Source organism: Bradyrhizobium iriomotense, assembly GCF_018130765.1.
In the GTDB taxonomy this organism is placed as follows: Bacteria; Pseudomonadota; Alphaproteobacteria; order Rhizobiales; family Xanthobacteraceae; genus Bradyrhizobium; species Bradyrhizobium iriomotense_A.
In genome coordinates, this window is sequence record NZ_JAFCJZ010000019.1 from 69,636 (window position 1) to 82,893 (window position 13,258).

Below are 13,258 nucleotides of genomic sequence, written 5' to 3' on the forward strand. Positions count from 1 at the left end.
GTCAATGCTCAATTCAGCCGCCGCCAGAAATAATCGGGATCGACTCGGAGCGGCGGTCGCGGGAGGCGGTCCTCGTCATCGGGAGGTCCGCGCCAGGAGGGATATTCGTGCGGACCAAGACGCCAGGTCGGGAAAGGAAAGGGCGGCCGGTTATCGCCGTAATGGCGGTTGTCGTAGGACCACTGCTCGAATGGCCCGTCGTCTTCGTTACGACCGCCACGATAGGCGTAGCTTTCTGCGCGCGAGACGATCCGAAATTGCGTATCATCGATTCTGCCCGACGGATCCCTCTTGAGATACTCGGTGAAAGCGCGGCCGGAGCCGGCCGGTGAGGGATCGCCGGTATGGGGATCGATCGACAGGGTAACGAGCTGACGCATTGCTTCGCGCGAAGGGCCGTTCAATGCCATCTTGGGCGCGTGCAGCTCCCAGGCTGCCTGCACGATCGGCTCGAACATCGGCAGCGCCACTTTTGATCCGGTCTGGCCGCGGCCAAGTGAGCGGCGCCCGCCATCGCTGTTGTCGTAGCCGACCCAGATGGCGATGGTAACGTCATTTGTGAAACCGACGAACCAGGCGTCGACCGCATTATCGGTGGTACCAGTCTTGCCGCCGACAAAGGGAGAAAGATGCTTCACCACGCGCGCGGTTCCGCGCGCGAGCACGCCCTGCAGCATTGATTTCAATTGGTAAAACGATGCGCGGTCGGCGGAGCCGATCCAGTCCACCGCACGCGGATCGTGCTGGTAGATTGGTCGGCCGTCCTGTTCGATCGTTTCGATCGCATGGGGCCGGGGCCGGGCGCCCTCGTTGGCGATCGCTGCATAGAACGCCGCAAGGTCGATGAGCCGCACGGTTTGGGCACCGAGCACGAACGGGTAATAGCGCATACAGTTCTTGTAGAGCTGCGCTTCCATCGCGAGCTCGCAGACCCGGTCGAGGCCTCGCTCGGCACTGTCGTCGAGACCGGACGCGAGCAGCTGCACGGTGGCGAGATTGCGGGAGTTTTCCAGCGCACGCCGCAGTGTAATGGCGCCCAAGGCGCCGCCGTCATAGTTCTTCGGCGACCAGAAATCGCCCCGGTGCGCGCCGATCGGTGTCAGCGTAATGGGTTCGTCCATCACCAGCGTGTTGGGCTGCAATCCCTTGCGAAGGGCGGCGAGATAGGTCAGCGGCTTCAAGGTGGAGCCGGGTTGGCGCAAACTCTGGACGGCGCGGTTGAGCTGGCTCGCCGGATACGAAAAGCCTCCCGCCATCGCGAGAATGCGGCCGGTTTCGTTCCCGAGTACGAGCGCCGCTCCCTGCACGGTTGGTCGAATACGCAGATCGGCACCCGCCGCTTCCTTGCCCTTGGCTTCGCGCAGTTGCACGTAGACCACATCGTACGGCTTGAGGCCGCGCTGGATCGCAGCGCTCCAGGTGTTCAGCGGCAGGATTCTTCCGTCGGTCAGTCCGACGTTGATCGCGTGGCCACGCTTGCCACGCGCATTCTCCAGGACGACCGCCGATTCCCAGTGAACGTCGTAGAGAGGTAGCCGCGTCGCCTTCAACGCCGCGAGCCAGGCCGGTTCCGTGGCCTTCAGCTCGGCCGCTATACGACGGACGGCATCGGAAATGTTCGCCTCGGGTCCCTCAAATTTGTAGCGGCTGGTGTTCAGCTCGTACCGTGCGAGGCCCTCCTGCAATGTCGCTTCGACTACGCGCTGCAAGGCAGAGTTGATGGTCGAGCGTACCGTGTAGGAGGAGTTGGTGAGAGTATCGAGGCCCGCGGCCAACTTTGCCTCGCGGGCGATGTGATCGACGAAGTGAAAGCCGAAGTCCCGTCGCGTCGGCCGGTACTCGACCAGCTGCGGCAATATTGCTTTCGCCGTGGCGGCGTCGATCATGGCGTCGTCCCGCATGCGGCCGAGCACGTAGGCAAGGCGCTCGCGCGCGCGCTCGGGGTGGTGGTCGGGGTTGAAGTAGTTCGGTCCCTTGGCGAGCCCGGCGAGGAGGGCGCCCTCGACGGCGGAGAGCGCCTTGGCCGGCTTGTCGAAATAGCTCCGCGCCGCCATCTCGATGCCCCAGGCTCCGCGACCGAGATAAATCGAGTTGAGATAAAGCTCGAGGATTTCCGCCTTGGTCAGGGCCCGCTCCATCCGCGAGGCAACGATCATTTCGCGCAGTTTTCTTTCGTAAGTGATGTCGTTGCCTACCAGCAGGTTCTTGGCGACCTGCTGCGTAATGGTCGAGCCGCCCTGTGGCCGGCCCGGGTGCGTGAAGTTGCCGATGAAGGCGCGGACCAGTCCGCGCTCGTCAATGCCGGCGTGTTGGAAGAAGCGCTTGTCCTCGGCGGCGACAAATGCGTTGCGCACCGCTTCCGGGATATCCGCAAGCTTGACCGAGATGCGGCGGTTGTTCGGCGCGTAGATCTCAGCAAGGCGCTCGCTCTTGTTGTCGAGGACTAAGCTGGTGCCGGAAAGCCTGAGGTGCTTCAGCTGCGCCGCGTCGGGCAGATCCTTGACCGCGCTGTTGTAGAAGGCGATGACCTGACCAAGATCGACTGGAGACTCTTCCACATTTTCGACCTTGCAGAACTGCCTATAGACCACCTGGAGATCGGCCAGCTTGAGTCCTTTGAGCGCCTTGATCTCGCTGTTCAACGCCTCCTTGTCATCCATGGCAGTGGCAATCAGATCGTCCAGGTTGATGTCCTCGATGTCGAAAGCCCTGCGCATGTGGACGCAGCCGGCACTCAAAAGTTGCGCCACCTCGAAGCGGTCGCGCACCGCATCGAACTCCGTCTTGACCCCATCCGGCCGGGTAGTGACCTGGCTGAAGGCAAGCGCCGTGGCGAAGATCTTGATGAGTATCGAGTCCATGACCGGCCGACGGTCGAAAAAGCCGCCTCCGTAAGGTCGTAGAACAATAACAAACAAGACTGTGTTGAGGAAAAAGTTCCTGGGGTGCCGCCGCCCCGCGCCTTCATGATTGCTCCGTCCCGGCCGCGGAACCAACGCCGAGGCCCGCGCGTTTTAGAAAGACCGAATTGGCAGCGCACTCATGAATGCCCCTCTTCCAGTCGTGCTTGCCGTGGCGCTTCTCAGCGCAGCCGTCGCCACGATGCCTGCGGATGCTGCTCCTCGAAAAAAGAACACCCGGACACTTGCCGCAGTCTCCCCTGCAGCCAACGTTGCTCAGCCGCCCACGGACAGATTTTTGGCCTGCGATGTCCGGGTGCGAGATTATCTTCGCGAAGGCGGAGCGGTGGCACGGGTGACGAAGATCGAAGTGGACGATGCCCGACTGCAGTTGAACATCCATCATGAGTACGGGGAGGCGGGAAAGTCGTCTCGAAAATACCTCCGCGGGGACACTGAAGAAGAAATGCGCAAAAATCTGCGCGGGATATTGGATGAATTCGCTGCGGCTGCGAAGGCGGCAACGGCTGGCCGCGCTTGGTATGTGGTCGCTGCTCGCAAGGTCATGCCGGACCCCCGCGACGGTTCGAGCGAGACCACGAATCCGTGGACGGCCGTCGTTCTCGCGGATTTCGAAGGAAAATGCAGACCTATCACGTTCTATCAGTCTGTCGACCGGACCAAGCTCGATCCTGAACTGAGCAAGAAATTGGATGAGTGAAGCTATGCGCTTGAATTGATTTGCAGTCGTAGCGACCAATCTCGCCAATCAAGCGCCGCCGTTGCAGCGCCTTTCGTGGCTTACGGGATCCTTGCCACGACGTTGGGCCGGTTCTGCTTGAGCCAGGCGACGGCTTCAGGTCCATCGACGACGCACTCGAAGGTTTCCCAGGTTGGATCCTCCAGGGATTCCGATTGCAGTCGCTTCGCCGCATATTCGATGAGGTCGTGCAAGCCTTCGTATCCTCGTCGGTGCTCGAGGGACTCTGCAATCGCCGTGCTGGTCCATCCTCGTTGGGCCAAATCGATGATGCTCGGAGCATCGGCCTCGCTGAACCACGGCGTGGCATCGAACTCGATGCAGCGGACATTGTCGGCGGTATGGCAAGTGGCGTGAATCATTGGATTCCTCCGTCCTGCGCTAGCATTGCACGTCTCTCGCTCGCCCTCAGGCTTTGACCAGGTCCCCCAGCAGGTTCGCCGCCACCATCAGCTTTGCGAGCGTCAGGCCGCCGGCGGCAATCTCCTCGACCGTACGGCGGATGCGCGTCGCCTCGGGATGAGCTGCAAGCCAGGTCTCCGCAGCCTGCTGGCCGGATTGGCCGATTGTCAGCATATCTGCGGCCAGGCGTCTTTCGGCAGCCGCGATCAGGTCGACGGCGCGGTCGATGGCGAGACGCTCGTAATGATCGCGTGCCGGCACGTTGCGCGCAGCGGCGGTGATGCGGTCGAGACGGAAACTGGCCTCGGCGGCAAAGAACGTCGCGGCGGCATCACCGATGCTGCGGCTGGTGCGCTCGGCGACCGTCACGATATCAGGCGCCGAGACCAGGGCGTCGAGGTCGGCCAGGTCGCCGGCGAGCCCGGCCGGGACGCCGGCATCGATCAGGTCCTGCCGGCGCTTGCTGTGCGCGGCCTGCATGTCCGGTGGCAGGGCGTTGTCGAGCGAGGCTGCGACCTCACGGACGGCAGGGCCAAACCGGGCGATGACCGCGCCCAGACCGTCCTTGAAATCGACATTGCGCACATACCAGACCATGCGGGAGAGCAGGAGATCCTGAATCGCCGCGTAGAGACCGAGCTGCAACTGTCCGTCGATCAGGGTGTCGAGCGCGTCAATCGCGTCATTGAGCCGCCTGAGCTCATAGATCGCGTCCACCGCCACCTGCGCCATGACGATGGTCGAGATATCGGCGTCGGTCTCGTCGGTCAGGCGCACGATGCAGGCCGGGCCCCCGCGGTTGATCACGGCATTGACGAGACTGGTCGCGATGATCTCGCGTCGGAGTCGATGGAGCTCGACCGCGGCCGGGAATTTGTCGAGAATCTCGCGCGGAAAATACAGGGACAGTCTGCGGGCGAGATAAGGATCATCAGGCACGCCGGTTTCGAGCAGGTCACTGAAGAGCGTCAGCTTGGCATAGGCGAGCAACACGGCAAGTTCAGGCCGTGTCAGGGCTTGGCCGCGTCGTGTGCGCTCGGCGATCGCGGCGTCGTCAGGCAGGAACTCGACGGCGCGGCTGAGCAGGCTGCGTTGCTCGAGCGACTGCATCAGGCGGGTGAGGAAGCCGGTCTCGGCCATGCCCTTGCGTTCGGCGAGCGAGAGCGCCAGCGTCTGCAGATAGTTGTTGCGCAGGACCAGCGCACCGACTTCGCCGGTCATCGCGGCAAGCAGGGTGTTGCGGTCAGCCGGGCTGAGGCGTCCCTCGCGCTCGGGGCGCGCCAATGCGATCTTGATGTTGACCTCGACGTCGGACGTGTTCACGCCGGCCGAATTGTCGATCGCGTCGGTGTTGAGCTTGACGCCCTTCTGCGCCGCTTCGATGCGCCCGCGCTGGGTGACGCCGAGATTGGCGCCTTCGCCGATCACCCTGGCGCGAACGTCGGCCCCGCTGATGCGGATCGGATCGTTGGCGCGGTCGCCGGCCTGATCGTCGCTCTCCGCCGACGCCCGGACATAGGTGCCGATGCCGCCGAACCACAACAGGTCCGCGCGCGCCTTCAGGATCGCCGTCATCACCTCGAAGGGCGTTGCCTGCTCCTTGTCGAGATCGAGCAGGGTGCGCACTTCCGGCGCGAGCGGGATCGCCTTGAGCGAGCGCGAGAACACGCCGCCTCCTTCCGAGATCAGCGATTTGTTGTAGTCCTGCCAGCTCGATCGCGGCAGGTCGAACAGGCGCTTGCGCTCAGTGAAGCTGATCGCCGGGTCGGGGGAGGGATCGATGAAGATGTCGCGGTGATCGAACGCCGCAACGAGCTTCGTCGCCGGCGAGAGCAACATGCCGTTGCCGAAGACGTCGCCGGACATGTCGCCGACGCCGACCACGGTGAAAGGCATGGTCTGAATGTCGGTGCCGAGCTCGCGGAAGTGGCGCTTGACCGCCTCCCAGGCGCCGCGCGCCGTGATCCCCATCTTCTTGTGGTCGTAGCCCTGGCTGCCGCCGGAGGCGAAGGCATCGCCGAGCCAATGGTTCTTCTCGGCCGAGATCGCGTTGGCGACGTCGGAGAAGGTGGCGGTGCCCTTGTCGGCGGCGACGACCAGATAGGGATCGTCGCCGTCATGCCGCACGGTCAGGTCGGGCGGCACCACGATATCGCCGTCGAGATTGTCGGTGAGTTCGAGCAGCGAGCGCACGAAGATGCGATAGGCTTCGGTGCCCTCCGCGAGCCACGCCTCGCGATCGGAGGGCGGCGGCAGGCGCTTGGGCACGAAGCCGCCCTTGGCGCCGACCGGCACGATCACTGCGTTCTTGACTTGCTGCGCTTTCACGAGGCCGAGGATCTCGGTGCGGAAATCCTGCGGCCGATCGGACCAGCGCAAGCCACCGCGCGCAACCTTGCCGAAGCGCAGGTGAATGCCTTCGACACGCGGTGAATAGACGAAGATCTCGTAGAGCGGTCGGGGAGGGGGCAGATCCTCGATCTTGCGCGCGTCGAACTTGAAGGAGATCACCGGGCGCGGATGTCCGTCCGGGCCGACCTGCCACAAATTGGTGCGGATGGTCGACTGCACCAGATTGGTGAAACGGCGCAGGATGCGGTCTTCATCGAGCGAGGCGACGGATTTGAGCTGCTCCTCGATCTCGGCAAGGAGAGTTATCTCGCGCGCCGAACGCTCGCGATCGGTCAGGACGAGGCGTGGATCGCGGCGGGCCTGGAACAGCGCGACGAGGTTGGCTGTGATCGCGGCGTTCTTGCGCAAGGTCTCCCACATATAGTCCTGGGTGAACGGAGCGCGGATCTGGTGCAAATAGCGCGACAGCGCCCGGATGGTCGAGACTTCCCGCCAGCCCAGGGCCGAGCGCAGGATCAAGGCATTGTACCCGTCGGATTCGGCGCGATCGGTGACCACTGCCATGATCGAGGCTTCCAGCCGCTGGCTGAAGTCCGGGCTGATCTCGATCGGATGGCCGTCGCTGGTCTCGATCGTCATGTCGTGCAGCCAGACCGGCTCAGGCCTGTTGCCGGGCACGATCTGATAGGTGCGTTCGTTGACCACGCGCAGGCCGTGATTTTCGATCACCGGCACGCGGTAGGACAGCGACAGCGGCGCGGCGTCCGAAAACACCTTCAGGCCGAAGCGCCTGGGATCGTCATCCTCGAAGCGGTGAACCGAAATCGTCACCGGGCGGGCCGGCGTGAGCTTCTCGATGGTGGCGATATCGGCGATCGCCTGTTCTGCCGTGGAAGCCTCGGTATAGCCGCCGCTGAAGGCCTGGGCGTAGCGATTTGCGAGCATGCGCGCCCGCATGCCGTCGGTCGACGCAGCCAGCGCGGCCTTCAGCTTGTCGGCCCAGGTCGCGGCAATGGCGCTGATCCCGGCTTCCAGCGTGGCGCGCTCGACGGCGGGAGTCTTACCTTCATAGCGTCCGATGATGTAGTGGACGCGCGCCAATGCGCCTTCGGGGAAGGACACGTAGGAGGCCGACAGTGCCCCCTTGTAGCTCTGCGCCAGGAAGGCGCCGACGCGCATGCGCACGTCGGTGTCGTATTTGTCGCGCGGAATGAAAACGAGGATGGAAACGAAGCGATCGAACTTGTCGACCCGCGCCAGCGCCCGGACGCGGGGGCGCTCATAGAGGATCAGGATCTCCATGACGAAATCGAACAGGGTATCGACGTCGATCTGGAACAGTTCGTCGCGCGGATATTCCTCGAGAATATGCTGGAGAGCCTTGCCGGAATGGCTGTTCGGGTCGAAGCCGGCGCGCTGGAGCACCCGCGATACCTTGAGGCGAACATAGGGGATCTGTCGTGCCGAGCGCGTATAGGCACCCGAGGTGAACAGGCCGACGACTCGCAATTCGCCCTCGAGCCGGCCGTCGGGCGTGTAGAGCTTGATGCCGACATAATCCATCCGGATGCGACGATGAACGCGGCTGCTCACATTGGCCTTGATGACGATGAGCAGGGTCGGCTCGCGCATGAACTCGCGAATCTCCGACGTCATCACCACCATTTCGCTGCCGCGGCGCAGGACCTTCACATCGGGATCGCGGAGGATACCGAGGCCCTCGGCGGTCGTGATGTCGTCCGACGCATCGCGGCCGGGCAAGAAGCGATATTCGCGCACGCCGAGAAAGGTGAAATTGTCCGCGCACAGCCATTGCAGGAACTGGTTGGCCTCGGCGACCTCGTCGATCGGCAGCGGCGGCGGATTGGATGAGAACGTCTTGACCGCGTCCTCGACGCGGTCGCGCATGGTGCGCCAGTCCGCGACGCAGGCGCGCACGTCGCTCAACGTCCTGGTGAGGCCGTCAATCAGCCTCTCGCGGTCCGCGTCGACGTCCAGGCGGGTGATGTGGAGGTGAATCAGGCTCTCTCGCGCGCCCTTTGCCCCTTCCGGCAGTGTCTCGCCGTAGAAGCGCAGGAGCTTGCCCAGGTCATCGCGCTCCACCGCGATGATGGGGTGAGCGACGAGGCTGACTTCGATGCCCTGCTCGGTGAGCTCCGCCATGGTGGAATCGAACAGGAAGGGCATGTTGTCGTTGAGGATTTCGAGCACGGAGATCTCGCGCCCGTCCGGCATCAGCGGATTGACGACGCGGATATCGGCGCGCCCCGCCGTGCGCCGCTGCACATGCTCCCAGGCTTGCTCCGCCAGGAAGGCAAGCGAGGAGGCATCGTGACTGGCGAGATCCTCGACATTGGTGAAGGCGAACAGAAGCTCGGCAAAGCTGCCGGGGGCCTTGCCTGGCTGCACGCTTCCTGCTGCCTCGCGGATCAGAGTTGCCCGGGCCTTGTCGTCACGCCATGCCATAGCGTCCTCCATGTCCCAGCCGACGAACCGCAATGACGGTCGGGCATTGTTCTTGGAGTGCGCCTCTTCGAGCGCATCTTCTTGACCGCGTTTCAATCGCCTCGGCGAAATCTTCGGTCTTGCGGCTTCACGATACTAGCATCCCGAAGCCGCCATGGCGCGCAGAGTTATGAGGCGTGCTTAAGGCCGAAGTCGGCGGCGAGCATCGCTGCGCCGTGAGCACTTGCAAAATCACAAGGGGTTTCAATTGTGTAGGAACTCGTGGCTTTCTGGATGGCGCGCCATTTTCCGATTTTGCATAAGATACGGCTTCTGCGCCGCCGCTCGCGAGACCGCCGTCGGCTCTTCAGGCAGGGCGTCATAGTCGCCCTTGCGCAAAGAGAGGCTGCATCCAAACTTTGTTTTCCGCAAGTACGGGTTGCCTTGGAGGTTGATGCAACTACCATCCTGCTCCCCGCCAGAAAGCCCAAATGTCCGATCGCCGCACCTGGTCCGGAGTCAGCAACATGATCTGATCATGCCGCTGCCGGCGCGTGTGTTGGCGCGCGATTCATCATCAGGCAATCATGCGCTCTTCGGCCGAAACGCGACGACGGATCCGGCCGGCTCTTCCTCGTCCATCGCCGCCTCGATGGCCTTGGCAAGTGCGGCCTGGTCGAACGGCTTTGCCAGGCGCGGCAGGCTGGATCGCGTGTCACTCGGGAGGTCCGCGTATCCTGTGCTGAGGAGGATGATCGTCTCCGGGCGCTCCGCAGCGATGGCGCTGGCAAGCTGCAGGCCGGTCATGCCGGGCATGGCATAGTCGGTCACGACCAGGTCGATGGTGTGCGTGCGGCGGAGCAAAGCCAGTGCCTCGTCGCCGGAACGCGCCTCGACCACGATGTGCCCGAGATCCTCCAGCATCGCTGTCGTGTTCTCGAGCACCAGGAGGTCGTCGTCGACGACGAGCACGGAAAGCTGCCGGCTGGGCCGGGCTACGGCTGCCGGAGCCGCCGTGCGCAGGTCCGGCACCGCGGTCTCCTCGGCGGCGATCGGCAGCCAGATGTCGGCCGTCGTGCCCTCTCCGGGACGGCTCTTCAAGACGAGCCTGCCGCCGGACTGCTCGGCAAGTCCGTGGACCATCGACAGGCCGAGCCCGGTGCCTTTGCCGACGCCCTTGGTCGTGAAGAACGGCTCCTGGGCGTGCTTGAGGATCTCGTCGCTCATGCCGCAGCCCGTGTCGCTCACCGAGAGCGCGACATAGCCTCCGCACGCAAGGCCGCCTTCGCCCTGCTCCTCGCGCGCGGCGATGGTGATCTGGCCGCCGTCTGGCATCGCATCGCGCGCGTTGACCGCCAGGTTGAGGATCGCCAGTTCGAGCTGGTTCGCGTCGACCTTCACCTTCGGCAGGTGCATCGGGAACCGCGTCTCGACATTAATTCCGGCCTCGAATTTCAGCAATGACGCCATGCCGCGCACCAATTCGCTGATGTCGACGACCGCCGGCCTGAGATCCTGCTTGCGCGCGAAAGCAAGCATGCGCTGGGTCAGGGAGGTGCCGCGCACCGCGCCCTGCATCGCGTTCTCCACCAGGCGCAGGATCTTCGGATCGTCCGACGGCAGCCGCTTCTTCAGGAGCTCGAGGCTGCCGAGAACGGCCGCGAGCAGGTTGTTGAAGTCGTGGGCCACGCCGCCGGTGAGCTGGCCGATGGTCTCCATCTTCTGCGACATCATGAGGGCTTCGCGCGCGCGATCCAGCGCTTCCTGCGCCCGTCTCCGTTCGCTGACGTCGCGCACGATCTTCGCAAAGCCGGCGATCGCGCCGCTCTCGTTCCGGACCGCGACGATCGTTGCCTCCGCCCAGAAGCGGCTGCTGTCCTTGCGCACCCGCCAGCCTTCGATGGCGGACTTCCCCTCCCGCTCGGCTTCAACGAGCGCGCGCGCGGGCGCCCCGGCCACGCAATCTTCCTCGGTGTGAAAAATGGTGTAGCTCGTCCCGACGATATCGTCGCCATAGCCCATCAGCCGGCGCGCGCCGAGATTCCAGTTGCCCACGCGCCCGTCCGGATCGAGCATGAAGATCGCGTGGTCCGCGATACCTTCGACAAGCAGCCGGTAGCGTTCCTCGCTGCGCCTCAGTGCGGCGGCCTCGCGTTGGGCGCGCTCCGCCGATGCCCTGTCATAGACGGCAGCCGCGATGCCGATGCTCAGGATCAGGATGGTGATGCCGGCGAGCAGGAACGCGAGCGGCGCCTGACCGACGCCGAGATGTCCTGCCGGCCGTGCCATGGCGCTCGTCGGCAGGAACATGGCGCCTTCCATCGCGGCGTAGTGCATGCCGGAGATCGCAAGGCCCATCACCAGGCCGGCGAACAGCCGCTGGACCGCGTTGGTGTTGCGAAAGGCGAGCCGGAGCGCCACGATCGACGCGCTGATCGCGATCAGGATCGAGAGCACAACCCATCGGGGATCGTATTGGATGAGGGCCGCCATCCGCATCGCGGCCATGCCGGTATAGTGCATGCCGGAGATACCAAGTCCCATCGCGAAGCCGGATGCGAGCAGCGCCTGCGGGCGCCGTCCGACAACGGCAAAGGCGGCCGCGGCGACGACGATCGGAATGACAAGCGAGAGCAGCGTCAGGAATGGATCGTACGAGATCTCGATTCCAGGCAGGCTGAAGGCCAGCATGCCGACGAAATGCATCGACCAGATGCCGCCGCCCATGGCGATCGCAGCGGCGACCAGCCAGGATCGGCGGGCCCTTCCCGAAGCAGCTCGCATTCGGGTCGCCAGGTCCAGCGCCGTATAGGAGGCAAGGGCCGCGATCAGAATCGACAGCGCGACCAGAACGGGATCGTGAGAAGCCGCATGATGATGCATTTCGGCCAACGCTAGCCGAAGTTGCGTTCGGGCTTACGCATGAGGTCCTCCCCCGACACCGAAATCGTCCGCGGCACCAAGATGGGCGCCGCAGGCGTCCATGACGTTCGAATCGGCGGCCATGGTGCACGCAATCCTGCGGTGCCGCCACTCTCATGGTGTCATCGCCCCGGCTCGCGGGAACCATCCGTTATGCCGGCAGCAGACCGGCCGCGCGGTAGCTGTCGATCAAGGGGGCGTAGAGCGAGAGACCCGGGCAGCTCCGCGCAAGGAGCTGGGCGCCGGCGATGGCGGCGAAGAATGATGAGGAATTTCAATTGTGTATGAGTTCGTGTTTTTAATTCTGAATGGCGCGCCATTTGCGGCAGCAACCATTTGCGGTAGTAAGTTGTCCCATGCGCACGATCGACCGTCTGTTCTCCTGCCTCGTCCTGCTCCTTGCAATCGCAGCCGTTCCGGTGCCTCCCGTGCGCGCGGCGGAAACCTGCCCGTTCATCAGCGGCAAGGAACTCGCCGGCGCAATGCCGGCGCTCAAATGGTCGCTGATTTCAAATCAGGACGGTCGCGGCTGCATCTACCAGGCCGGGCGCGGCGACACGATGATGCTGTCCGTTTTCCGCAATCCCGACAAGGACCGCGCCAGGGAATTGTACGCGACCTTCGTCAAGACGCTCGGCGAGCGTATGCCGCTGAACGCCGTTGCGGGGATCGGCGACGAAGGCCAGGGCGGAACGACCGCCGCCGGCGCCGAGCGCCAGGAGGCTTCGGTCGTCGCCTTGTCCGGCGATTACATTCTGCAAGTTAGCGTCTATCCGATCGGCCGGCGTGCCGACGATGCGCTGCTCGGACCGATCAGCGACGCCGCGCGCGTCGCCATCGGCAACGTGAGCAAGAGCAGCGAGCGGTTCGGCGATTGCGAGTGGCTCACGGCCGCGGATGCCGACGGCTTTCTCGACAAGAGCACGCTGACGGTGCAGCGGACCGGCGCGGGCAGTTGCATGATGTTCGATCGCGAGGCCAACACCATGACCGTCGGGGTGATCGAGATGTCGCGCAACACCGTCATCGGCATGATGAAACGCGCAGGCCCCTGCAAGCACGTGGCGATACCCGAGCTCGGCAGTGAAGCGTTTGGTGAGCATTCCTGCACCAAGGGCAACGGGAACGCCGTCAACATCTTTGTCTGGAAGAACGGCAGGCAGGCTTCGATCCTGTTCGCGCCGGTCAAGCCGCATCCCGAGTCCGGCTCCGTCGAGCGCCTGAAGGCAGTCGCCGGGCGAGTCTATGGAAAGCTGTAACGGCGCCGCGTGACATTGCCGGCGCCTGCGCTTGTAGCTCGGCTGGATAGCGCGTCAGACCACGGATCCGAGGGGCGGACGTTCGCACGTTCCGGGCGCGCCATTTGCCGGTCAACTTCTCCGGCTGTTTGGCGGTCTCCTCGAGGCGAAGCCGAGGCGGGACGCTCGATCATCGGATTGTCATCGACCCGACAAGGCGCGCCGCGGCGTCGACCTGG

Annotated in this window: 6 protein-coding genes and 1 pseudogene; 2 read left to right on the forward strand and 5 right to left on the reverse strand. The window is 64.1% G+C overall.

All coding sequences use genetic code 11. The features are described 5' to 3' along the window. Positions 1-8 precede the first annotated feature (8 nt). Positions 9-2,861, reverse strand: coding sequence for a penicillin-binding protein 1A (locus tag JQ635_RS28050; protein WP_211413008.1), 2,853 nt, complete (start codon positions 2,859-2,861; stop codon positions 9-11). A 181-nt stretch (positions 2,862-3,042) separates the two neighbouring features. Between JQ635_RS28050 and JQ635_RS28055 the strand changes: the two genes are divergently transcribed. Then, positions 3,043-3,621: a hypothetical protein gene (locus JQ635_RS28055; protein ID WP_211407597.1), complete on the forward strand. Its 579-nt coding sequence runs from the start codon at positions 3,043-3,045 to the stop codon at positions 3,619-3,621. Between the two features lie 80 nt (positions 3,622-3,701). On the opposite strand, the gene JQ635_RS28060 is transcribed toward JQ635_RS28055, so the two are convergent. From JQ635_RS28060 to JQ635_RS39065, 4 genes and pseudogenes are all read right to left on the reverse strand, one after another. Continuing rightward, positions 3,702-4,022 carry a hypothetical protein gene (locus JQ635_RS28060; RefSeq protein WP_211413009.1) on the reverse strand — a complete coding sequence of 107 codons (321 nt, stop codon included), beginning with the start codon at positions 4,020-4,022 and terminating at the stop codon, positions 3,702-3,704. Between the two features lie 46 nt (positions 4,023-4,068). After that, positions 4,069-8,892 carry an NAD-glutamate dehydrogenase gene (locus tag JQ635_RS28065; protein ID WP_211413096.1) on the reverse strand — a complete coding sequence of 1,608 codons (4,824 nt, stop codon included), beginning with the start codon at positions 8,890-8,892 and terminating at the stop codon, positions 4,069-4,071. 552 nt (positions 8,893-9,444) lie between these two features. Next, positions 9,445-11,742, reverse strand: coding sequence for an MHYT domain-containing protein (locus tag JQ635_RS28070; protein ID WP_211413010.1), 2,298 nt, complete (start codon positions 11,740-11,742; stop codon positions 9,445-9,447). A 190-nt stretch (positions 11,743-11,932) separates the two neighbouring features. Further along, positions 11,933-12,046 (reverse strand): annotated as a pseudogene (locus JQ635_RS39065) (TetR/AcrR family transcriptional regulator); the annotation flags it as partial. 91 nt (positions 12,047-12,137) lie between these two features. Between JQ635_RS39065 and JQ635_RS28075 the strand changes: the two are divergent. Continuing rightward, the gene (locus tag JQ635_RS28075) at positions 12,138-13,040 is read left to right on the forward strand and encodes a hypothetical protein (RefSeq protein WP_211413097.1); all 903 of its coding nucleotides are present in this window, start codon (positions 12,138-12,140) and stop codon (positions 13,038-13,040) included. Positions 13,041-13,258: the final 218 nt, after the last annotated feature.

What these genes read in the sequence shown, in the direction of transcription:
- JQ635_RS28050 (WP_211413008.1), bottom strand. Translation starts at nt 2,861, where the DNA reads ATGGACTCGATACTCATCAAGATCTTCGCCACGGCGCTTGCCTTCAGC.
- JQ635_RS28055 (WP_211407597.1), top strand. Translation starts at nt 3,043, where the DNA reads ATGAATGCCCCTCTTCCAGTCGTGCTTGCCGTGGCGCTTCTCAGCGCA.
- JQ635_RS28060 (WP_211413009.1), bottom strand. Translation starts at nt 4,022, where the DNA reads ATGATTCACGCCACTTGCCATACCGCCGACAATGTCCGCTGCATCGAG.
- JQ635_RS28065 (WP_211413096.1), bottom strand. Translation starts at nt 8,892, where the DNA reads ATGGAGGACGCTATGGCATGGCGTGACGACAAGGCCCGGGCAACTCTG.
- JQ635_RS28070 (WP_211413010.1), bottom strand. Translation starts at nt 11,742, where the DNA reads ATGCATCATCATGCGGCTTCTCACGATCCCGTTCTGGTCGCGCTGTCG.
- JQ635_RS28075 (WP_211413097.1), top strand. Translation starts at nt 12,138, where the DNA reads ATGCGCACGATCGACCGTCTGTTCTCCTGCCTCGTCCTGCTCCTTGCA.